The organism is Vibrio sp. Y58_MX_L22 (assembly GCF_024181865.1).
Lineage (GTDB): Bacteria > Pseudomonadota > Gammaproteobacteria > Enterobacterales > Vibrionaceae > Vibrio > Vibrio alginolyticus.
In genome coordinates, this window is the sequence record NZ_JAMZAN010000003.1 from 456,719 (window position 1) to 479,345 (window position 22,627).

The 22,627-nt window shown below is 45.6% G+C and carries 23 protein-coding genes; 5 read left to right on the plus strand and 18 right to left on the minus strand.

Features of this window, described 5'->3' with window-relative positions:
* Positions 1 to 3: 3 nt before the first annotated feature.
* Positions 4 to 888: an ethanolamine ammonia-lyase subunit EutC gene (gene eutC / locus NL626_RS09785; protein WP_253657284.1), complete on the minus strand. Its 885-nt coding sequence runs from the start codon at positions 886 to 888 to the stop codon at positions 4 to 6.
* The gene (locus NL626_RS09790) at positions 881 to 2,293 is read right to left on the minus strand and encodes an ethanolamine ammonia-lyase subunit EutB (RefSeq protein WP_253657285.1); all 1,413 of its coding nucleotides are present in this window, start codon (positions 2,291 to 2,293) and stop codon (positions 881 to 883) included. The genes eutC and NL626_RS09790 overlap by 8 nt, the downstream gene beginning before the upstream one ends.
* A 184-nt stretch (positions 2,294 to 2,477) precedes the next feature.
* Here NL626_RS09790 and NL626_RS09795 point away from each other — a divergent pair, with 184 nt between their 5' ends.
* Positions 2,478 to 3,428, plus strand: coding sequence for a helix-turn-helix domain-containing protein (locus tag NL626_RS09795; protein ID WP_172563711.1), 951 nt, complete (start codon positions 2,478 to 2,480; stop codon positions 3,426 to 3,428).
* A gap of 44 nt (positions 3,429 to 3,472) precedes the next feature.
* Here NL626_RS09795 and NL626_RS09800 read toward each other — a convergent pair whose 3' ends face one another.
* Complete coding sequence (locus NL626_RS09800) at positions 3,473 to 4,000, minus strand: TetR/AcrR family transcriptional regulator (protein WP_149192168.1); 528 nt, start codon at positions 3,998 to 4,000, stop codon at positions 3,473 to 3,475.
* Positions 4,001 to 4,122: 122 nt separating this feature from the next.
* Here NL626_RS09800 and NL626_RS09805 point away from each other — a divergent pair, with 122 nt between their 5' ends.
* Positions 4,123 to 4,344, plus strand: coding sequence for a hypothetical protein (locus NL626_RS09805; RefSeq protein WP_017635120.1), 222 nt, complete (start codon positions 4,123 to 4,125; stop codon positions 4,342 to 4,344).
* 98 nt (positions 4,345 to 4,442) lie between these two features.
* Here the strand turns inward: NL626_RS09805 and NL626_RS09810 are convergent, their stop codons facing one another.
* Both NL626_RS09810 and NL626_RS09815 read right to left on the minus strand, forming a co-directional pair.
* Positions 4,443 to 4,814: a VOC family protein gene (locus tag NL626_RS09810; RefSeq protein ID WP_005373979.1), complete on the minus strand. Its 372-nt coding sequence runs from the start codon at positions 4,812 to 4,814 to the stop codon at positions 4,443 to 4,445.
* A gap of 59 nt (positions 4,815 to 4,873) precedes the next feature.
* Positions 4,874 to 5,764 (minus strand): LysR family transcriptional regulator, encoded by an 891-nt coding sequence (locus NL626_RS09815; protein ID WP_104976287.1) that lies wholly within the window; start codon positions 5,762 to 5,764, stop codon positions 4,874 to 4,876.
* 109 nt (positions 5,765 to 5,873) lie between these two features.
* Here NL626_RS09815 and NL626_RS09820 point away from each other — a divergent pair, with 109 nt between their 5' ends.
* The gene (locus tag NL626_RS09820; RefSeq protein ID WP_253657286.1) at positions 5,874 to 6,485 is read left to right on the plus strand and encodes a LysE family translocator; all 612 of its coding nucleotides are present in this window, start codon (positions 5,874 to 5,876) and stop codon (positions 6,483 to 6,485) included.
* Positions 6,486 to 6,617: 132 nt separating this feature from the next.
* On the opposite strand, the gene NL626_RS09825 is transcribed toward NL626_RS09820, so the two are convergent.
* The 3 genes from NL626_RS09825 to NL626_RS09835 form a co-directional block, all read right to left on the minus strand.
* Positions 6,618 to 6,827: a hypothetical protein gene (locus tag NL626_RS09825; RefSeq protein ID WP_253657287.1), complete on the minus strand. Its 210-nt coding sequence runs from the start codon at positions 6,825 to 6,827 to the stop codon at positions 6,618 to 6,620.
* 105 nt (positions 6,828 to 6,932) lie between these two features.
* Positions 6,933 to 8,531 carry a chaperonin GroEL gene (gene groL / locus NL626_RS09830; RefSeq protein ID WP_253657288.1) on the minus strand — a complete coding sequence of 533 codons (1,599 nt, stop codon included), beginning with the start codon at positions 8,529 to 8,531 and terminating at the stop codon, positions 6,933 to 6,935.
* A 32-nt stretch (positions 8,532 to 8,563) separates the two neighbouring features.
* The gene (locus tag NL626_RS09835) at positions 8,564 to 8,854 is read right to left on the minus strand and encodes a co-chaperone GroES (RefSeq protein ID WP_005373989.1); all 291 of its coding nucleotides are present in this window, start codon (positions 8,852 to 8,854) and stop codon (positions 8,564 to 8,566) included.
* Between the two features lie 267 nt (positions 8,855 to 9,121).
* Between NL626_RS09835 and NL626_RS09840 the strand changes: the two genes are divergently transcribed.
* Positions 9,122 to 9,472 carry a rhodanese-like domain-containing protein gene (locus NL626_RS09840; RefSeq protein ID WP_054579240.1) on the plus strand — a complete coding sequence of 117 codons (351 nt, stop codon included), beginning with the start codon at positions 9,122 to 9,124 and terminating at the stop codon, positions 9,470 to 9,472.
* Positions 9,473 to 9,565: 93 nt separating this feature from the next.
* Here the strand turns inward: NL626_RS09840 and NL626_RS09845 are convergent, their stop codons facing one another.
* The 4 genes from NL626_RS09845 to NL626_RS09860 all read right to left on the minus strand — a co-directional run bounded on the left by NL626_RS09845 (position 9,566) and on the right by NL626_RS09860 (position 13,732).
* Positions 9,566 to 9,964: a GFA family protein gene (locus NL626_RS09845; RefSeq protein WP_225473828.1), complete on the minus strand. Its 399-nt coding sequence runs from the start codon at positions 9,962 to 9,964 to the stop codon at positions 9,566 to 9,568.
* Between the two features lie 252 nt (positions 9,965 to 10,216).
* Complete coding sequence (locus NL626_RS09850) at positions 10,217 to 10,480, minus strand: DUF3012 domain-containing protein (protein ID WP_005373992.1); 264 nt, start codon at positions 10,478 to 10,480, stop codon at positions 10,217 to 10,219.
* A 194-nt stretch (positions 10,481 to 10,674) separates the two neighbouring features.
* Positions 10,675 to 11,694 (minus strand): type 2 isopentenyl-diphosphate Delta-isomerase, encoded by a 1,020-nt coding sequence (gene fni, locus NL626_RS09855; protein WP_005388695.1) that lies wholly within the window; start codon positions 11,692 to 11,694, stop codon positions 10,675 to 10,677.
* A 238-nt stretch (positions 11,695 to 11,932) separates the two neighbouring features.
* Positions 11,933 to 13,732: a sodium:proton antiporter gene (locus tag NL626_RS09860; RefSeq protein WP_253657289.1), complete on the minus strand. Its 1,800-nt coding sequence runs from the start codon at positions 13,730 to 13,732 to the stop codon at positions 11,933 to 11,935.
* Between the two features lie 416 nt (positions 13,733 to 14,148).
* On the opposite strand from NL626_RS09860, the gene NL626_RS09865 reads away from it, so the two are divergent.
* Positions 14,149 to 16,836 carry a DUF2339 domain-containing protein gene (locus NL626_RS09865; RefSeq protein WP_253657290.1) on the plus strand — a complete coding sequence of 896 codons (2,688 nt, stop codon included), beginning with the start codon at positions 14,149 to 14,151 and terminating at the stop codon, positions 16,834 to 16,836.
* Between the two features lie 88 nt (positions 16,837 to 16,924).
* On the opposite strand, the gene NL626_RS09870 is transcribed toward NL626_RS09865, so the two are convergent.
* From NL626_RS09870 to flgH, 6 genes are read right to left on the minus strand one after another with little or no spacing between them, the layout of a single operon-like run.
* Complete coding sequence (locus NL626_RS09870) at positions 16,925 to 17,965, minus strand: flagellin (RefSeq protein WP_005373996.1); 1,041 nt, start codon at positions 17,963 to 17,965, stop codon at positions 16,925 to 16,927.
* 18 nt (positions 17,966 to 17,983) lie between these two features.
* Complete coding sequence (gene flgL / locus NL626_RS09875) at positions 17,984 to 18,883, minus strand: flagellar hook-associated protein FlgL (protein WP_005373998.1); 900 nt, start codon at positions 18,881 to 18,883, stop codon at positions 17,984 to 17,986.
* 13 nt (positions 18,884 to 18,896) lie between these two features.
* Positions 18,897 to 20,270 carry a flagellar hook-associated protein FlgK gene (flgK, locus tag NL626_RS09880; protein ID WP_005374000.1) on the minus strand — a complete coding sequence of 458 codons (1,374 nt, stop codon included), beginning with the start codon at positions 20,268 to 20,270 and terminating at the stop codon, positions 18,897 to 18,899.
* Positions 20,271 to 20,819, minus strand: coding sequence for a rod-binding protein (locus NL626_RS09885; RefSeq protein ID WP_005374002.1), 549 nt, complete (start codon positions 20,817 to 20,819; stop codon positions 20,271 to 20,273).
* Between the two features lie 10 nt (positions 20,820 to 20,829).
* Positions 20,830 to 21,951 (minus strand): flagellar basal body P-ring protein FlgI, encoded by a 1,122-nt coding sequence (locus tag NL626_RS09890; protein WP_017819770.1) that lies wholly within the window; start codon positions 21,949 to 21,951, stop codon positions 20,830 to 20,832.
* On the minus strand, positions 21,951 to 22,622 hold the full coding sequence (gene flgH, locus NL626_RS09895) for a flagellar basal body L-ring protein FlgH (protein WP_017635111.1): 672 nt from the start codon (positions 22,620 to 22,622) through the stop codon (positions 21,951 to 21,953). The genes NL626_RS09890 and flgH overlap by 1 nt, the downstream gene beginning before the upstream one ends.
* Positions 22,623 to 22,627: the final 5 nt, after the last annotated feature.

Genomic DNA, 22,627 nt, shown 5'->3' on the forward strand with positions numbered 1-22,627 from the left:
CTTCTACTTTGATGAAATTAAAAAGTTGTCGCTGTGTTTATCTTCAACGCTTGCGCCACTTGGCTCATTGATATCGGAGCGATCTTTCAGGTTCACTCCTGACAGTTGTAATTTTCGAGCCTCCTTGAGCAAGTAAAATGCGCGTTCACAGGCATCGTCATAGTTGAGCCCCTGGGGACGCACATTGGAAATGCAGTTTCTTTGGGAATCTTTAGAGCCTCGTTTAGCCCCCCAAGTGAGATACATACCCATGCTATCCGGAGAAGTTAGACCGGGTCTCTCTCCAATTAAAACCAGCACGGCCTTGGCGTTAAAACATTCACCAACATCATCCCCTACCGCTACTCTTCCTTGCTTTACGACTGTGATAGGTGCGAATTTCCATTGATGTTCATCATCAGCGCTTAAAAGAGAAATCAATCGAGTAACAACAGGCACGGCATGGTTTTGAATTGCGACGGAAGAAAGTCCATCAGCAATAACAATCGCAAGATCAATGTCAGTGTTATGCTCATTTGCTATCAAGTTGAGCGTTTGCCAAGAAGATTCATCGAGTTGCCTTCCTAAATCGGGCCTTTGCAGGTACATAAGCCGATCACTCACTTTGCTGCTCACTACCACTGGAGGCTCTAAGGTATTTTCAAGAATCGAGTAAGAGTCCGACAAACCAGCAACGAGAGACTCAATATTCAAACTACAATGCACTGCATCCATAGCTTGGGCATGATCCAGCTGAAATGAGAGTAACTCGTTGGTTGGTACACTGTTTCCGCTGCGACCCAGAGCGATCCGAGCAGAGGTGAAGTCGCGTAACTTGCCCCAAGGGTTGTGTGTGACAACTCCAGACTCATCTTGTGGGGACTGAGCAATGGTGATTACTTTACCCATGAGAATACCCCTTATTCAGTTGGTTAATTGCTCCCGAAAACGAGCGAGAGATTTGCTCACTTAACCGAACGTCTTGCACGCTCTCGAAAATCTGCATCTCCATTAACCATTTTTCAAACTCTGGTGCTGGCTTCAAACCGAGTACTTTTCTTGCGTAAAGGGCATCGTGAAATGAGGTAGTTTGATAGTTGAGCATGATGTCATCAGACCCTGGAATACCCATGATGAACGAGCACTCGGCCACACCTAATAGTGTCAGCAAGTTATCCATGTCATTCTGATCGGCATAGGCATGATTGGTGTAACAGATATCGCAACCCATAGGTAAACCAAGCAACTTCCCACAGAAATGATCTTCAAGCCCAGCACGAATGATCTGTTTGCCATCAAACAGATACTCAGGGCCAATAAACCCAACGACAGTATTAACCAACAAAGGATCGAACTGTTTCGCGACAGCATAAGCGCGGGCTTCACAAGTCTGCTGATCGACCCCATGAAATGCATTCGCAGACAGCGCTGTACCTTGTCCGGTTTCAAAATACATCACATTGTTTCCTACGCTACCTCGATTCAAAGACAACGCGGCTTCATGGGCCTCTTTCAAAATCGACAAGTCGATTCCGAAGGTATCATTCGTCCCTTGCGTGCCGCCTATCGACTGAAAAACGAGATCGACTGGTGCACCCATTTCAATGGCTTCGATCGTGTTCGTGACATGAGTTAACACACAAGACTGAGTCGGTATTTGATAGTGTTGAATCACCTCATCCATTAAGTTCATTAACTTAATAGCTTGAGGTACATTATCTGTTGCCGGATTGATACCGATAACCGCATCGCCATTTCCGTACATCAGACCATCAAAAATGGTCGCTGCGATACCGTTGAGAGAATCAGTGGGATGATTCGGCTGTAAGCGAGTAGACAGGCGACTCGGCAAACCAATCGTATTCCGAAAAGCCGTGACAACTTGGCATTTTTTAGCAACGAGAATCAAATCCTGGTTGCGCATAATCTTACTGACTGCGGCCACCATTTCTGGTGTTAAACCTTGACGAATTTTAGCCAACGTTTCACCATCGGCTTCTTCACTCAGCAGCCAATTTCGAAAATCTCCGACCGTCAAGTGCTCAATCGGCTTAAAGGCTTCAAGGTCATGCGTATCGATAATTAGGCGAGTGATATCGTCGCTTTCGTATGGAATAACCGCCTCGTTAAGAAACGTTTTAAGTGGTAACTCAGACAGCGCCATTTGTGCGACTACACGTTCTGCCGCTGACTGAGCACAAACCCCGGCTAACGCATCGCCTGAGCGCTCCGGTGTCGCTTTCGCCATCAAGTCAGCTAATGACCTAAAGGTATAGACTTTACTTCCTTGTTGCCGACGATAAGTTGCCGTCATTGCTCTTCCTCTTCACTATTTGGTTCGCTTTTTGCTGAACTATCAATAAGCTTTAAGAAAGTATTGCCAAATGTGTTCCTTAGCGTTATCAAAAACTGGCAACATTTATAAACCAATAATAAACAATGAGTTATATAAATACTGCTCCAACATGACTCACAAAAAAGGAATGAGCATCACAAGGATGAGTAACCAAATGCCCCAAACTGCACCAATGCTGTGCATCCATCACACTAAGGATGCAAACCAACAAGCTGCGAGTCTGATAAACTGGCAACAGGAATATGACCAACTCAGCGATGGTCGATTTTTAGGTCAAATTCGAGAACGACGATTTCCCAATTTCCATGTATTTCGTGAAGACAGTAACCGCTCGCTAAGACAGCAATGCAGGGTTGAAGAGGGAGGTATTTGGTTGGGTTTGAGTGCGGAAAATAAGCCGCTACACCTAAATCACAGTCAGTTTAATTCAAGCCAACTTTTGCTTAGGCAAGGTGGCGCTGATTTTGAGTTAATGACACCGGAGCAGTTTTCTATCTATGGAATAGTGCTCGACAAAAACTTCGTTCACATCATAGAAAATCAACTTGAGCTTGGTAGCATCCAAAACAACACATTGCACTTAACGGGGTTGACGGAAAAACACATTCAACAACTTAAATACTACTTAGGCATGTTACTTGGTTCCGCCGAGCCAAGATGGTCTGAAACCACACATCAAGCAATCTTAAAAGATATTGTGCTGGAGTTGTTCTCACTCAGTTCACTGCACACGAGCCATCCGATATCAATCTCTCATCGTCAACACGTGATGCACCGTATAAAACAACAGCTACAGGATCTAGACTACCGTACACCGATAACCGTCAGTGAACTGTGTGACGCAGTACACGTCAGTCGTCGCACACTACAGTACACCTTTGAACATTGCTGTAATACTTCCCCAAAGCAGTTCATACATCGAATGCGCCTGAATCAAGTACGTAGAGTGCTACAAAGCCCTGAAGATAATCGAACAATTGCAGAAATCGCTTTTGACTTTGGTTTTTTCCATCTCGGGCAGTTCAGTCAAAGCTACAAGCGGCTATTTGGTGAGACGCCAACTGAAACGAGAAAATGGGAGCCCAGCAAATAAAATGACAGGCAGTATATTCTTTCAGATCCTGCGTTGGGGCCATGTTATGCAGTCGCAATGATTTGCTGAAACTTAGCATGAAGCTCTTCAAGTGCCGCTTCAACATCCGGTTCTGCATGGCTCAAGTGCGAGATTAACGTCATAAAATAGCAGTCAAAAATCAGCAGTATTTTTCCCTCAAGGACGGAGCTTCCGTTTACAGATTGAAACAAAGCTTGGTTAAACGACTGATAATAATCCAAATCCCAAATCACCTCTTTCAACAAAGCTCGGCTCAGCTCAACGTTCGCAAAATAGTAGCGATAGTATTTCTCCGTCAGCGCCAAACCAATGTCGATATCGGTTTTACCTTCCACACTGACTAGCGTTTCTTGGCTGATCTGTTGCAGTTGCGCCAGCATCCCTTCGCGCAAAATCGACAGTTTAGTCGGGAAATGGCTAAACACTGTGCCATCGGCTACTCCTGCTGCTCTCGCTATCTGCCTTGTGGTCGTCATGTCATAGCCATTTTGAGCAAAAGATGCCCATGCGGCTTTTAGAATTTTATCTCTGGTTTGTTGTCGCTTCGTCATTGATGTGTCTGCTTAATGAGCCTGAAAGGATCATACCTTGCGTGGTTGAGATTGACAAATTGAGCGCGCTCATTTATAAAGTTGAGCGTGCTCATTTTATATAAAAACAAAAGGAATCGCTCATGTACGTATTAAACAAACTAGGCCAAGGATTGATTTTCTTCCCGACCATCTTCTGCTTTTCGTATATTTTAAGACCGATATTAATGGTCATCCTTATTCCAGGAGGACTCGCACTTTTGGCGTTAATCGGTGGCGCAGAAGTCAGAGCAGAACTCAAAGCCATGCTGCTTGAGGAGTTTTTTGGCGTTAGCCCATCGCACACCACCTCGAAAAAGGCGTGAGTGCGCTACAAACGTTGGCAAGGCTAAGTAAAAAAGAAAACGCGCAGATATCGAGATCTCAATACCTGCGCGTAGATGTGGTGAAAATAAGACTGGCGTTAGTCAGTATTCATGTTCTGGCCAATTCGCCATAAAACGCCACTAGGGTCAAACAAACAACATTCGCGCATGCCCCAAGGTTGCTCGACCAGCTCAGTCAAACGCGAACCAAATTCTTCATGACCCACTTTGGATAAGTGCTGATGCCAGCTTTCTGCGTCTTCTACGAGCAAGTGCATCATGAAGTTATTGCCGTGTTCTGGCTCATAAAAATTCTGTAAAAGAAACGCGCAGCTACCTTGAGAGAAATATGCTACATCACCGAAGTCCGATGCCATTTCAAAGCCAATCGCCTCATAAAAACGTTTTGATAGCGCGTAATCTTTCGCCGGAACAAATGATTTGATTTCAACAATATTGAGGTTTTCCATTTCCAATTTCCTAAGCCTTTTTCCATAAAACTGACTGACGTAATCTCGCTCTATGCCTTCTATTCGCCTTGCGTAATCTGCTGTGATGACAGTGGCACACACTCTGCCATTTGCGTTTGTAACCACGTGATAAATTTATGTTCGAGTTCTGTACGCTTTTTATCTTGACTCAATAAAACGTAATTGCAACTTGATGGAGAAAACCCAAATGGTGCGACCAAATTACCACGCTTAATATCGTCCATGACAAAAGGATACGATCCCATTGCGACGCCTAAGCCATCCACTGCGGCTTGTATGCAAAAATAAAAATGCGCGAATGATTGCTGAGTGTTGCCGTTGAAGGTTTCACAACGTGTTGATTGCTGCCAATCCGCCCAAGCATTCGGTCTGGTTTGGCTATTCAACAGTCGAGCTGCTTTCAAATTGTCTTTAATGAATTGCCAATACTCAGGAGAAAATACTGGCCCCACCCACTCTTCCACAAGAATGGTTTTGTCGTAATCGTGATGCTGCGCAAAATCGTCTCGACGAATCGCCATCGAAAGCCCAGTTGATCCTAATGTTACCGGGCCACCAGCCGTCGACAAACGAACATCAGCACGGTGTTCATCATTAAACGCGGCCAACCTTGGCATCAACCAGCGCATGGTTAATGTCGGTTCACAAGACACTTCAAGATGCTGATGCTTCTCTTGAATAAGCGTATTCACGCCTGTTTCTAGCGTTTGGAATGCCGTTTCTGTGTATGTCTTGAGTAATTCGCCTTCCGCCGTCAACACGACTTTCCTGCCCTCTTTGAAGAACAAAGGTTGAGACAGATATTGCTCAAGTTGCTTGATCTGCTTACTCACGGCTCCGTGGGTAATGTTCAGTTTGTCAGCCGCTTCAGTGTAGCTTGAAGAACTCGCCGCAACGTGGAAGACATAAAAAGATTTCAGGTGACGCATCTGTGAGTTTTTCTCACCAATATGGGAATGTTTTTCGATTATAGTCAGTAATAAAGACGCCTACAATTTCGCTACATCCCAGACTTCATCATTCAAACAGGAAATCGATATGGAATTTGTAACTCTTGCGTTATTAGGTGTGCTTATTGTCATTAGCCCTGGCGCAGACTTTGTTTTGGTATTAAGAAATAGCTTAAATCAAGGACGAAAAGCAGGCGTGTATAGTGCGATTGGTATCAGCATGGCGATCAGCATCCACATCGCTTACTCCATGCTGGGGATCAGTTACTTAATTTCACAAAATGAATGGTTGTTTAATCTCGTGCGCTATCTTGGGGCCGCTTATCTTGTCTACCTTGGGATTAAAGGAATATTCTCCTCGCAACCTGCATCAAACTCAGAAACCGTTCAACAGAGCGAGTATTCAATGTGGCGATTTTTCATGCAGGGATTTCTGTGTAATTTACTCAATCCCAAGACGATGCTGTTTTTTCTGAGTATTTTTAGCCAAGTGATTTCTCCCGACTCTAATCAGCAACACATCGCCTTTTTTTACGGGATTTATATGATTGCGCTGCATGGTATTTGGTTTTCTATCGTTGCTGCTTTATTCACGTCATCCCAGCTACAAGCTTTCTTGTTGAAGATTAAGCATCGACTCAATCAAGCATGTGGGGCGGGATTGATCATTTTCGGCGCAATGCTGGGCTTAAAGGTGTAGTGCGCTTGCGGTCCGATTACCCCAGTTCAAATTGATCATTGAACAAGTGGCAGTAATCAAATAAAAATCTACATTATCAATACTTTAAATTAGAAAAAAAACAGCCAACGTGCGCTGGCTGTTTCGATACAGTTAATGGATGACCCGAGCGTCCCCTTTAAATAACTGAGACAGATCGATAGTGAATATCGTCACTGTCGGACGTTTAGGCAGAGCATTTTCGATCGAAAACTCTGGCCCAGCTGGAGCGAGGGGGAAGTGAATAGCAGTCGGCCACGTTGACGAAGCTTCATTACCGCCCGGCTCAGATATTGAGAAAGAAAACGCAGGTAAACGGGTCATAACACTTACCTCAAATGACTGATTAGCGGGCTCAAGCGAGCCCGCTTAGGTTTTGCAATGTTATTGTTATTTTAACGCTTACTTAATCACTAACGATTGATGACGTTAGATATCAAGTTCTTTGTCTTCAACGTGGTTGGTGATCATCGCTTCAGTGGTGATCATCAAGCCAGCAACAGACGCAGCGAATTGAAGCGCTGAGCGTGTTACTTTCGCAGGGTCCAAGATACCCATTTCGATCATGTTGCCGTATTCACCTGTTGCAGCGTTGTAACCGTAATCGGCATCACCCGCTTTGACAGCGTTCGCCACAACAGAAGCTTCGTCACCTGCGTTAGTTGCGATTTGACGAAGAGGCTCTTCCATTGCACGTAGCGCAACTCGGATACCCACGTTTTGGTCATCATTGTCGCCTTTTAGATCCGCCAATTCTTTCGCGATCTTAGTTAGGGCAACACCACCACCAGCAACAATACCTTCTTCAACCGCTGCGCGGGTAGCGTGTAGCGCATCGTCCACGCGGTCTTTCTTCTCTTTCATCTCAACTTCGGTTGCAGCGCCGATCTTGATCACCGCTACGCCGCCAGAAAGCTTCGCAACACGTTGTTGAAGCTTGTCTTTATCGTATTGAGAGGTGGTTGTTTCGATTTGTTTTTCAATCGAAGCCACACGATCAGCAATCGCGCTTGCTTCTGCTGCACCACCCACAATGGTTGTTGTGTCTTTGGTGATGGTAACTTTCTTCGCACTACCTAGTTGCTCTAACATTGCTTTTTCGAGCTCTAGGCCGATTTCTTCAGAGATGACCGTACCAGCAGTTAGTACCGCAATGTCTTCCATCATCGCTTTACGGTTGTCACCAAAGCCAGGCGCTTTCACCGCGGTCGCACGCACGATGCCGCGCATGTTGTTCACAACCAATGTCGCTAGCGCTTCACCTTCGATGTCTTCAGCAATGATCAATAGCGAGCGAGAAGATTTCGCCACTTCTTCTAGTACAGGCAATAGCTCGCGGATGCTGCTGACTTTTTTGTCCACCAATAGGATGTAAGGGTTGTCTAGCTCTACGCTGCCATTTTCTTGGTTAGTGATGAAGTATGGCGACAAGTAACCGCGGTCAAATTGCATACCTTCAACCACAGACAATTCGTTGTTTAGACCTTGGCCTTCTTCAACCGTAATCACGCCATTGCGACCCACTTTCTCCATCGCTTCTGCAATGATTTCACCGATCGCGCGATCGCTGTTTGCAGAAATGCTACCCACTTGGGTAATGGATTCTTTGTCGCTGCATGGCTTAGACATTTCACGTAGTTTCTCAACCGCCGTTTCAGTGGCTTTGTCGATACCACGTTTTAGGTCCATTGGGTTCATGCCAGAGGCTACCGCTTTAAGACCTTCATTGATGAAAGATTGCGCCAGTACGGTAGCGGTCGTTGTACCGTCCCCCGCTTCATCATTCGCTTTGGACGCCACTTGTTTCACCATTTGTGCGCCCATGTTTTCGAACTTATCTTTCAGTTCGATTTCTTTCGCTACAGACACGCCATCTTTGGTGATGGTTGGCGCGCCGTAAGATTTATCAAGCACAACGTTGCGGCCTTTCGGGCCTAGTGTCACTTTTACTGCGTCCGCCAGTAAGTTCACACCTTTCAGCATTTTTTGACGTGCGTCATTAGCAAATAATACGTCTTTTGCAGCCATGGTTATCTCCTCAAAAACTACTACAAAAATAATTACTCAACGATTGCTAACACATCAGATTCGGACAGAATTAAGTATTCTGCGCCGTCAATTTTCTCGGTTTTCACGCCGTAACCGTCATTGAAAATGATTTGGTCGCCCACTTTGACTTCCATCGCAGCGCGTTCGCCATTTTCAAGACGTTTACCTAAACCAACAGCAATGACTTTCCCGCGGTTTGATTTTTTCACCGACTGAGAAGTTAAAACGATTCCCCCTTCAGATTTATTTTCCACCTCTTGTCTTTCAACAATTAGCTTGTCATTTAAAGGACGAATTTTCATTTTTAAGTGCCTCCTACTTGGAACCAAAAATAAAAGACAAAATAAACATCAAGATGGATTTGCGAGTCGACAGCTCGCTTTCGATGAAAATAATAAGGTCGAAAAATTAGAGTTCAAGAGGTGAATTTGATAAAAATTTTTTATTAAATTAAATAAAATTTTCTATCGAATTATCGCATTCACAACTACTTAGCATCTCTTTATGATGGAAAATATGCTCAATCAAATCTAGAGTGGTTACGTACTCTTAAAAAGGATAATCAAACAATGAAAAAGGCCGTATCTCTATTTCTTGCAACGTTGTGCGTTGGCTTCCTCTCCCCCAACGTGTCGGCTTCTGAACGCGCTGAACAAGGGTGGCAATTGATTGACAAGGGCGCGATGATTGTCGATGTGCGTACGCCGCAAGAGTTTTCTGAAGGGCATTTGGATAATGCCGTCAACTTCCCTTTATCTGAACTTGATAAACATTTTCAAGACGTCGATAAAGATCAAGCTATCGTGTTGTACTGTCGCAGTGGTAACCGCTCTGGCAAAGCGTATCAATACTTACAAACGCAAGGCTTTACGAATCTGCACAATGCAGGTGGCTTAGAAGAACTACAAGACGCCAAATAGTCGTCTCCGTTCTAATATACAAAGTAAAAGCACAGAGCGTGTCGCAAGCGTATTGTAACGCGCTCTGTTTCTAAATACTTATCTACAACAATTCTATTTTGGCCCAGCATCAAATTGAGTCAGGTTATCCGATATCTCGAGCCACGGCGCTTTAGATGCGACAAAAATATGGAAATCAGGCTTGTGAGAAGGTGTGTCATCCAAGATACCAAGGCGAATATTGACGATCCCATTGTTCTTTTTCGAATACAGACTTGATCCGCAGTGTCGACAAAAGCATAGCATGGTATTTTCGCTTTTCTGATAATTTTGAATATCTTCTTTCCCTTGGATAATAAGTAGTTTATCCAACGCAATACCACCGGCAGATGAATAGTCAGAACCTGTGAACTTGCGGCATTCAGAGCAATGGCAATTTCCCATGTACTTGAATTCATCTGCCACTTCCAACTTTACCTTGCCGCACAGACATGAGCCTTTTAGTACTTCCATTTGAATTCCTTTTTGTTATGAATCTAATTGAACTAGATGGCTATCTCGACACCATGCCACTGCAATACGAAAAATTAAAGACAGGCAATACAGGTTTTCAAAAATGAAACGAAAATGTAAAACATTCCATTCAGAGGGAAGTGCGCTCGACACGTGAAAAATCGAGCTATTTTAGATACAAAAACACCAAGCAATAACGCTTGGTGTTTACCTCACAGAATGTCACCTCAGAAAAGGCGCTTTCCGCTGTGCTTAAAAAATGCAGTGTTTAGTAAAGCTGGTCGCTTCGTTTGCAGTCCAGTCACCTTTCGGCTTATCTTTCAGGTTTTCACACCATTGCTCGCTGCCGACACCATCTTGCAGAACACAATGCTTTGCAAAGTCTACCGCGTTGTCTGCTGTCCATTCTGTTTTTGGCTTATCGCGCATGTCGTTACACCAGCCTTCAGTGCCCACTTCATCACTACAAGCGGTCAAAGCAGAAGCCGCCAACATCAGCATGACTAGTTTTTTCATAAATTTAAGGTTCCAGTTGCAAACAATAGTAAAATTAAACTCAATCTCTTCAACACATGCCCATTCAAGTGTCTGAATAAAGGCGTCACTAGCTGAAGTGACTTTTGTATCAACTATAACGAAATTATCAGTCTACGTGTTAAGACACCGAAAAATTATTGAGCGACTCTGTGTAAAGCGCGCCATTCTAAAAGCTATAGGCAGCGCGCTTTTGTTAGCTCACCAACCTTAAAAGAGCCAGTACCAAAGCACGCTAAACGCAGCTCTAATGCCATTTGTTCAAAGTGATCGACGACAGACTGCGTGCTGATCGTCGCAGCTTTTAATACCGCACCAGCTTGCCCAATGAGATTAGCACCCAAATGAATGGCTTTCGCCGCTTCAAGTCCGTTATGAACACCTCCCGAGGCGATCAAGGGTAATGTAGGATGCAGTGCGCGGATTTGAGCCAAACATGTTGCTGTAGGGACACCCCAATCGCGGAAAAGCTCGGCTGCACGCTGCATTTTCGGATTATCTTGGCAATACCCTTCAACCGCACTCCAGCTTGTGCCACCCGCGCCCGCAACGTCAATTGCATCCACACCAGCATCAATTAATCGCTGCGCAACGTGTCCGCTAATACCAAAACCGACTTCTTTGATAATGATAGGAACCTTCACGCGAGATTTAAGCATCTCAATTGCCTGGAAAACACCAACCCAATTGTGGTCGCCATTTTTCTGAAACGCTTCCTGCATTGGATTAACGTGCACAAACAAGGCATCGGCTTGAATCGCCTCAACCGCACGTTGCGCATTATCGAGTTTACCTTTATCGAGCAATTGAGCGGCTCCAAGATTGGAATACAACGGTACTTCTTTCGCCAACTCACGAATGGTTTTACCCAAGCCCGAATGCTGACTTTCTTCTAAGCTAATCCGTTGCGAGCCCACACCCATGGCAATACCTAATTCACTTGCTGCTTCAGCTAGACGACAATTGATCGTTTCTGCGTCTTTTGCTCCGCCAGTCATCGAGCTAATCAAAAACGGTAGCGCTAATTGATGACCAAGAAACTCTGTCGATAAATCGATCGCGTGAAAGTCACATTCTGGCAGCGCACAGTGTTCAAACTCGACAGACTCAAAACCCGCCGTTTTATGCTTCATGCTCATATCATGATGTAAAACAGCATCTAGGTGTAAATCTTTTCGGTTAGTTTGCGGAGCCATAATGTCACCCTAAAGTAAAACAGTCGCGCAGTATTGCGATCCTTATCAGTAACGTCAATGCGAATTTTGTGAATTTGCCGGATTACTTTTCCGAAACGAGTAATGAATCTCGACTGCCCCTGACATTATAAGAAAAGAAACTCGCTTTCCGTTTTAAACAAGCCGGCAAGTTTCTCTTCAAATTGAGATAATCAGCGGACGATACCCATGATGCAAATGGATCACATTGCTCTGTAGTTTACTTTACGCTGTCCGACAGAATTAGCGACACAACAGTGCTTGTCGTCGTTGGTTCAAACTGTTCGGGATCATCACAGAATTGAATTTTTCCTTTTTCTTCTACATGGAACAGCGGTACAACTGAACTACCTTTGTGATGCGCTAAATAATCTTGATACGTGAAGTTATCGCTCAATTTCGTGTGTTTAACCTCTGCACCACGACTTAACATACTGGCTAGCTGGGTATAGCTTACATTGCCGCCCATCAGCAATTTACCATGGTACTCCTGAGCCACGGAGTGCTTCTCGCTGCCATTGCCGTTGGTTTTCACTTTTTGTAAGCAGTGAACTTTATCTTCCCCAAACTCGTCGACGAATTGCATGCAAGCCATAATGTTGAAATGCTGATCGGGCGTTAATGCAACCACTTGTCCAACTCCTATCAAGTTCAAGTTGTCGTCCGCGTGACTAGAAATAGGGTTGCCGTAATAGTAATCCAATCCCAACATACGAACCTGACTGATGTACTCCCAGTTTGAGTCAGTCATTAATACGCGACGGTCATAACGTGCCAGCGCCTGCCCTATTTCTCTTGCTACTCGGTTAGCACCAATCAACAAGAAGCCGCGTGGTGCTGGCTCTGCAACGCCCAACGTCAGCGCTACAGGACGTGCCGTCGCACTTTGTAACACGACCGTTCCTATAATCACCATGAAGGTCATAGGGACCAGTAAAATCGCTTCATCAATGCCGTATTCGGTCAATTTGATCGCGAAAAGAGACGAAATCGAAGCAGCAACAATACCGCGCGGTGCAACCCAAGACAAAAACAGCTTATCTTTAAGACGCAAGTTGCTGCGGAAGGTTGAAAGAAAAATCGATAACGGACGCGACACTAACTGCATAAATACAAACAACAATAACGCACCGCTACCTAGAGCAGCAAAATCATCCAGACTGATTCGAGCCGCAAGGAAGATGAACAATCCGGTGATCAGTAAAATGGTTAAATGCTCTTTAAAGTGCAGAATTTTCTGAATATTGATGTCTTTAGCGTTTGCGAGCCACATACCCATTACGGTGACGGTTAGTAACCCAGCTTCAGACTCAATGTGGTTAGAGACCGAAAATACACCTAGAACCACCATCAAAACCGCAAATGGCTGCAAATATTCCGGTAGCCAAGAGCGACGCATGACCGTCGCAACTGCATAGCCTGAGGCCGCACCTAGCATGACACCGACAGCAATGATCGTCCCAAACACTTCGACGCTATTTATCGCGCTGTGAGATACGATAAACTCGTAAACCATCACAACAAAAAGCGCACCGAGCGGGTCAATCAAAATCCCTTCCCATCGCAAAATGTTAGCAAGCGTACTGTTAGGTCTTACGGTTCGTAGAAGTGGCACGATGACCGTCGGCCCTGTTACTACGGTTAAGCTGCCGAACAACATGGCAAGCTCCCAAGTAAAGCCGAGGAAATAGTGTGTTGCGATACTGGTCGCTGCCCACGAAATGATCGCCCCGATGGAAACAATGCTCCATACCGAACCACTCACGCCACGAATTTCTTTAAAATTTAAGGTCAAACTGCCTTCAAATAAAATCACTGCCACCGCTAAAGAGACCAACGGAAAGAGCAAATTACCTAATATCTCATCAGGATTTAACCACTGCATAAATGGCCCGACGATCAGCCCTGCCAACAACAAAAATAAAATCGCTGGCAAACGCAATCGCCAAGCTAACCATTGGCAACCTAAACCAATAACCCCAACCGCTGACAGCACCAGCGCTTCATTACCCACTTGCATCAATAATTACCTGTTTTTGTCTTTTTTCGCGTGAATGCGCTATACCCGAATACATTCAGCCTTACGGTCAAATAGAAACAACCGAACGTGCAAATCAAACGACTGACCTTCGATGACATCGCTACGAAACGCACATGTTTGAAGTCATTTGGCGATCGCATCAGAACTATGAATATAGTTGACCCCCAATGACTTAACGACTCATTTTTGTTCATCAGGTTTTAAAGTGGCACACAAGTGTGCGACTTTGTCGAATTCATCATTACGCATTGAGTTTCATTATGTAGAATGATTTCTGAAGAAAGCGCGGAACCTAGCACTATATGAGGCTAAGGCATAGAGCATGAACTAAGCTTTAGCGTAAGTGCTCAAAGTTAAGAATCGTGGGTCACGCGACGTACGCAAGGAGAAATGGATTGTACGTAATACTAGCACTGTTCATGGCGTGTCTCGCCATCCTCATCGGAGTGAAAGCCGCCAACCGAGCTGCACTTTTAGAAAAAGAACTAACCAAACTTCGTGAGGAAGTCACATCACTACGAGCCAGTGTCCATGGGGGCTCAAACCCACAAGTGCACCAACAATCCAGCATCGAAAAAGACACACCATCTGTAGCGACGTCACCTCACATAGAATCACCACAGAAAAATGTCTCATCCTCTGGGGAACATGATCCCGCTGCCAACCTAGACTTGGACCAGAGCGCTGCGAATCAAGGGTACGCCCAGACAAGAGAAGTGCAACTGGATGTTTTTAGTCAAGAAAATGAGTCATTCCTTCAGAGTAAAGTTCAGAGCCTGCTTAGCAACATTCAAGAAAATTGGTTGGTTTGGGTAGGCGCATTGGCCATGCTGATCGGTGGAGGTTATCTCGTACAGGTGATTGGTAGTCACATCCAGTTTTCGCCATTTATGCGAGTGTCCTTTGCCTTTGTGATCTCATTACTTATGGTGCTTGTTGGCGAGTGGTTTCACCGTAAAGAACAACAGAATCCGCAACGGGCAGCACGAGCCCAAGGCTTTACGTATGTTCCTGCTGCTGTTACCGGTACGGGATTAACGGGCATTTACTGCACCGTCATTTTTGCCTTTGTGGTTTATCAAATGCTAACGCCGAGTATCTCGTTGATCATCTTGGCTTCAGCGGCATTTTTCAGTTTAGCATTATCATTGCGACAAGGGCCGTTAATGGCCGTGCTTGGCTTAATTGGTGGCTACACAGCACCACTGTGGATTGGGGGTAATGAACCCAACTACTTTTTGTTAGCCGGATACATCTGCGCAATTTCGTTCGCGGCGACCTTATTGATGCAAAAAGTGCGTAGGTCATGGATTACGCCAAGTATCGCGATTCCACATGTCATTTGGATGTTGCTGTTGATTGAGAGTACACCAACAGAACGGTTGTTCTCGTGGCTCGCGATTTATCTCTCCATCACTTTGTATCTCATTTTCGCGGTTCCGAGAATGGGTTGGATGCTCAATCCTCGCTTTCGTCACTATCAAAGCAAGTGGACAAACTCGCCGACCGCTACCGCTCTCGCAACTGCTTTATTGACCTTTTCTGCCGTCACCAGAATGCCGGTTCTGAACACTCTACAAATGGCGTACTGTTATACGCTGCTTGTTGCGATCATCTGGCTACCAGCACTTCGTACAGGCTGGTCATTACGTGTATTTTTGCCATCCATTCTCGTCTCAGCAACCGCGCTGATTGTTCTTACCATCGCTTTTAATGCGCTGTATATGTTAGAGCGAGAAGCTAGCATCCTATTCGCATTGGCGGTGAGTATTGCACTGATCGGCTATCGAACATATTGCCAATCACTTAGTGACCGTTCGCAACTCAGTGGGCTGCTTCTGCTGGTACTGGCTCCCGCGATGAGCTTAATTACGTTGTTTTATATTGACGAATTTATGCAAGGTTACCTGTGGTATTGGACTGCATTCTGCGCATTGATGGCCACTTACTACGTTGTGCTTGGTCAGCGTGCACGTTCGTTGGCATTAGAATGCTCTGCCGTTATGCATGCTTTAATCGTAGGTATCGCTTTTGTTTGGTTGAGTGATACTTGGTTAACAACAGCAATCTCAATACAAGTTGCGATAATGGCCTTACAGGCTCAATTCGGGTTATTTCGACCTGCGAGTTGGGCGATTAAAGTGGCAATGGGAATACTGGTTATCCGACTCACGCTGCTACCTTTCATCCCCGAATGGCAACCGGTAGAAGCTGGGCATTGGGCTTGGGTTCTGGTGAGTTATCTGCCTTCTCTCTTCATCTTGTCTTATGCTCGTTCAACACTAAAACCAGTGGACCGAGAACTGACCAACTGGTTTGAAGGGGCGTTTTTACATGTATTCTTAATGGCATTGTTCACCCAAACTAACTACTGGTTAACGGGGCAATATGGTTACTTGGGGCACATCGACTTCACAAGTGCGGCAGTCTTTGCCAATCAAGCATTAGTTATGGGTTTGGTATACAGCTACCGCAGCCAATTTGCGCAACGCTTAAGTCGTATCTACGAAATCTATAGTTACTTGCTTTGGTGCACGTTCGCTATATTGATTATTTTGCTTAATACGGCAGAATCGCCGTTGGTGACTGATAACGTCTCGGCACAAGCACTTCCCATCTTTAACATGCTGAGTATCGGCTGGCTGTTACCAGCTTGCATCCTGCTTATCGCAACATTTAAACGCTGGAATACGTTGCAAGTTCATCGATTTGCGATTGCTAGTCTAGGCTTTTTACTTGCAGCCATTTGGTTGGGGATGTCTATCCGTCAATTCTGGCAAACCACATCGATGATGCTGTATCAGCCAACCAGCATGGCAGAGTTGTTCAGTTATTCAGTGGCTGGCTTGCTCGTAGGTGGATTGCTGACTTGGCGCGGCGTGACCCAACAGGGGCTGATGATGCAGCGTGTCGGTCTAGTGGTCCTTGCCTGTGTCGCACTGAAAGTATTCTTATGGGATGTGAGCTCTCTGGATGGGTTCTGGCGAGCGATAAGCTTCTTAGGCTTAGGTGCGTCTTTGATAGCACTTGGATGGCTATTCCAGAAATTGAATCGTTCGGTGGCAAAAGCACTCGAGCCCTAGACGAGTCAAAGAGAGATTCCCGACAGTGCGCTGTTTTCGTTATTGGGGGACGATAACAGTGTAAAGCCGGGAATCATTGGAGTGTTCGTTACTTCAGTAAAGCGACCACGGTATGACGACGCACGTTTGCTTGCGCATTCAATGCCTGAAAAGTCGAAGTAAACTCGCCAGACTTTTGCATGAATCCATCCAGTTTTGCATTCACCTCATTGACTGAAAGCTGTGCGGTTTTGGTTTGGATAGAACGCATTTGAGTATTCAGTTCACCATGAAAAGCTTTCGCTTCCTGCAAGCTCGTTTGAACTTGTTTCAGATGCTGATTTACTTTGGCAATCGTCTGCTTGATGCCGTCGCGTGAGCCTAGATCAAACCCGAGCTCCGCAATACCATCTGGCTCAGACTTTAAGTTCAAAACGTTAGGCTGTCCCGCAGGGAATCGGTGCCCTTCCCCCGTTACCATCACCTTTTGCTGCATTTGTTGATAAGCGTTGTCTCTGGCTTCAAATAAAATGCTGCCATCATCGGCTAATGAGGCTCGCATTCCTAACGCAATCAAGCTGCGATCCAGCATTTTGACCGTTCGCTCACCGTCTGATTGTCCATCAAACTGAATCATCACCGCTTGACCTTGAGGAAAATCCAAACGGATTTGCTCGGCCTTGTCGCTTAAGCGATGAACATTCAAACCTGGAATAGAAAAGCGACGAATATCCGCTTTATCCAGTTTTAAATGCAGTTCGTTATTTAGGACTTTCTGGCCATCGAAACGTGCTTGCTCAACGACTTTTTGGATGGTGGCTTTAGAACGAACCAATGTATCCTGCAAACCAGGAACATTTTGTACGCCTTGATTAATAGCTTGCGTCAAACCACGTTTAATTTGCGTGAGCTCTTTGCCAATCACCTGCAGCGATTTGGACGCGATCTGAACCGCCGTGGCTTGCTGCTGACCCTGCGTAAGCTGAATACCAGATACAGAGTAGGCTGACGCAGTGTCAGCCTGAATTTGCGCCGGGCGCGGTTTAATTGCCGTACTTGAGTCTGCAGAACGGGTCGGCATGATAGAGGCTTGTTCTTGTCCACCTAAGCGTATGCTATGGGGTCTAACCTCTACTGTACTCATTACCATAAAAAGAACTTCCTAACCTTATAAACGGTCAAACAGCGACAAACCATCGATCTTCACATAGCTTGCTTGCGTTGCTTGCAAAGCGGCCATGTAATTACTCAATCGTACCGACGCTTCACCATAGTCCAGAGCAGAGAGGTCTCCAGATACTTTGTCAACGAACAGCTTGTTTTCACTGTGCGCGCCACCAACAAGATCTAAGTTGTTGTGTCGACCACCAATCTCAGTCATGGTCCCTAGTACGTTTGAAAAAGTATCGTCGATAGCGCTGATACTCGCCTCAACTTCAGCTCTGAAGTTGGCGGTAGGGCTCTCAAACTCTTTGATCAGCGCATCAATTTGGTTAAGCACGTTATGGCCTCCCCCAAGGTCCAATATTTCTTTTGCAGTCATATTGGAATCCATCGTGACACCTTTAGCAATTGTTACTACGCGCTTGTCACTATTACCTTCAATTACGTAGCTGCCGCTCGCTTTACTTACAGCCGCAGTATCCGTTTTAGTACCAGAGAAAAGGTAGTGCCCTTCTTCATCCTGCGCGTTAAAAGACGACTCAATAGAGTCACGGTAACTCTTAAGCTCTGTAATCATACCGCCACGACTTTCGTCAGTAAGAGAGCCGTTCGCACCCCAAAGCGCGATGTCTCGCATGCTTTTTAAGCTTTCTTTGATCGAATCTAAATGGGTTTCTTGACTCGATAGCGTCGTTTTTACGTTTTCAATATTGTTTTTGTACTGAGCAATCGCACTGGTTTCTCGGTCTAAGTTAAGCAACTTGATCGAAGCCATTGGATCGTCAGACAGCTTGGTCAAGCGCTTGCCAGTAGACATCTGTTGCAGAGCTTCGCCTAGTCCCGCGCTATTGCTCTGCAAGCTGTGCAACATCATTTGACTAAATTGATTGTCACTAATTCGCATCTAAACTTTCCTCTTAGAATAACTGCAGAATAGAATCGAGCAGTTGATTTGCTGTGCTGATCACTTTCATGTTGGCATTGTGCGCATTAGCAAACATCATTAGGTTAGCCGCTTCTTCATCGCTGTTTACGGAACTAACATTATCGCGAGCTGCGTGCGCTTGCTTGTTCATGGCTAACTTCGCTTGATAATCAGCGTTAGCTTGGCGTGCTTTAATTGCGGTTTGACCCACCATTGAACTAAAGGCATCGTTCAAGCTTACTGAGCCGTAACCTGATACCGCCACTGGCTTGTTGCTTAACTCGATCAATGATTGCAACGCATCTGCGTTACCAGGTGTTCCATCACTTGAGAACGCAAGCTCATCTGGAGTTAGCTTGGTAATATCCAAACTGGCTGCAGGGTTTGCTGGGTCATAGCTGAACAAAGGTTTACCTGGGTTGCCATTTAAGTCTTTGCCAGTCGCAAGCACGGCGTTGTATTCATCCGCGAGAGCTTTCGCCATGTCATTCAGAGCCAATTGGTTTGGTTTCAACACTTCGGTTTGATAGTCATTAATCGCACCTAATTTGCCACCAAGCGAGTCACCAATCGCAAAACTTTGATTCGAGAACGTGACGTGTAAGTCCGCCAAGTAAGGATCACTCGGGTCAGGAATGGCTTCCAGTTTGCCATGGTCCGTACCCATCACAAGCGGTTGACCAGAGGTTAGTGTGACCTGAACACTGCCGTCATGCTGCTGTGTTGTTTTGATTTCAATGGTTTGAGATAACTCACCGATTAACCTATCTCGTTCATCCATTAACTGTGATGGGTTACCACCTGTACCTTGCATCTCTACCAGTTGCTTGTTCACCTTCGCGATATTTTCCATAAGGCTATTCGCGTGGTTAAGCGCTGCATTACGTTGGTCGCTCATGTCTTTATGTTGATTGTATAAAGACTCGGTAAGCGTATTAAAACGGCGGGCCAAAGCTTCAGATTCGTTAATGATCTGCTGGCGGTAAGGTATGGATTCCGGCTTAACGGTCGCATCGTTAAGCGCAGCGTTTAGCGAGTCCAAGCCAGCCGATATACTGAAACCATCGGCACCAAGCGTATTCTCCAGCTGACTCATGTTACTGGTGTATCCAGATGCGTATGCCGCCATACTGTTAGTCGACCACGTTTGCTTAATCAGAAATTGATCAGTAACGCGGCGAATGCTAGTGACTTCTACCCCTAAACCTGGACTTAAGCGATTGGCTTTACCATCATCGACAGATGCCATCAACGCTTGTTGACGACTGTAACCCACGGTATTCACGTTTGCCACGTTTTGCGCGGTTACGTCTAGGGCCACACGGTTCGCGCCTAAACCTGAAAGGGCAATATTAACTAGGTTCATTTACAGCTCCATTTTTCTGATCAACGGCTGAGAAAACGCGGTAGTCATACCGGCCTCACCGAATACCTGTTTAACAGAGGCGACGGCTTGAGAAGCGGTATTAAATAGGCTTGAATTCTTCTCCACCTCTTTAGAATCTACTTGTGAGATAGATTCAGAATTCGAAGCTTTACCATCGTTAGCGGATGAGATGTTGCGCGCAGCATCGAAAGCAACCTCACGCATAGACGGGCTCAGCTGCTGGATGAGCATATTGGCAATGCCTGAGCTCTGTTTCTTTGCTAGTTCCATCGCCAGCTGACCGTCATACATATCACGGAATACCCCTTGTTGCTGACTGGCAAACGGGCTGTCTTTATCAGCAAGAGCATCACTACTGCTGCGCATTTGGCGTAACACCATTTGTAGGAACATTGCCTCAAATTGACCTGCGACGACTTCAAGTGCGCCTTCTTGATCACGACTATGCTTGATGTTAGCCAATGCACTATTGTCGTGATAAAGCATCGAATTTAACTGAGTTTGTTCATTGGTACTGTCTAGCTTCATCCTTAACTCCTTATATCACGACCAATTCAGCGTTCAATGCACCCGCTTCACTCAAAGCTTGCAGGATAGACATCAAGTCTGTAGGCGTGGCACCTAAACTATTTACCGCATTAACTATGGTGTTAAGTTCCGTGCCTGGAGGCCAAATCACCATCTGAGCGAGATCTTCATTCACATCAAGATCCGTTTGGTTAACGACTTTCGTATCGCCATTTGCAAACGCATTAGGCTGACTAACTTGTTGTGATTCAGAAATTCGCACGGTTAAGTTACCGTGACTTACTGCTGCTTCACTCACTTTGACACTCTTACCGATCACCACGGTGCCAGTGCGAGAGTTAAAGACAATACGAGCAGGTTTACGGCCTTCAACGACGCTCATTTCTTCAAGCATCGACATCATGACGACACGCTGCTGTGTATCTTTTGGCGCACGCATATCAATGCGCGCTTTATTGATCGCAACTGCAACGTTAGGTCCAAAAGTGTTGTTAATTTCACGCGCAATATTTTTTGCTGTAGTGAAGCTAGGCTTGCGCAGGTTTAGGGTGATTTCATCACGTTGGTTGAAATCGGTTTTGATTTCTCTCTCTAAAGTCGCACCATTCGGAACGCGACCCGCCGTTGGTGTGTTCACTTCTACTTTGGAGCCACTTCGCCCCTCTGCAGATAAGCCCCCCACAACCACGTTGCCTTGCGCAATCGCGTACACTTCGCCATCAATACCACGTAAAGGCGTTAGCAATAACGTACCACCACGAAGGCTCTTTGCATCACCGATTGAAGACACAACCACATCCAACGTTTGTCCTGGGCCTGCCATTGGATCAACGGACGCTGTCACACTCACAGAAGCCACATTTCGTAGCTTAGGGTTCATACTGTCATCAATTTGAACCCCAAACTGACGTAGCATGTTGGTAATAGATTGAGAGGTAAATTTCACTTGGTTTCGGTCACCTTGGCCGGCTAAGCCAACCACCAAACCATAACCAACCAGCTGGTTTTCTCGAATGCCGCGAACATCGACCAAGTCCATGATCGGAATTTCCGCTTCAGCACGTGAAGTGCCTGGTAGTCCCAAGGTCAACACCAATAGGAGAGACATAAAGAAAGATTGCATTGTCTTCATTAGAAAGGTACCCATGGGCTGTTGAAGAACTGAGTTAGCCACCCGGCTGCGTTGCTGTCAGCTAGGGCTCCGCGACCTGCGTAGGTAATTCTTGCATCAGCAATTCGTTGAGAAGAAACTTGGTTACTGCGGTTAATATCATCCACACGGACGATACCGGTTAGGCGAATAAACTCGTCGCCTTGATTAAGACGAAGCCATTTTTCACCGCTGATACGCAATACGCCATTAGGTAATACTTCGTGTACCGTTACCGTAATGGCACCTTGAAGCTTGTTGCCTTGTGAACTTGATGCACTGCCATCGAAGTTACGTTTGCCATCCACGCTAACCCCTAACTCATCGATAGTTTTCGTGCCTATGGTCGGCGCCACAAAGTTAATTGCTGAACTTTTACCGAACTTAGTACCCGCATTTTTACTCGATGAGGTTTCTTCTGATAGTTGAACCGTTAATACATCGCCAACTCGGTAAGCACGACGATCCTGAAACAGGGTCATCGTGTATTGGTGACGATAAAGGCTACCAGATTGGGTTTCCGGCAGCGTGTAATCGAGCGTTGGTGGTGCATATTCCTCAGCATTCGGCTCAGGCGGAATAAATTCCTGACGGCCAGCACATCCCACCAGCAACACGGCGGCTACTGCCCAACTCTTAGAAAGCCATTTCATTGCTT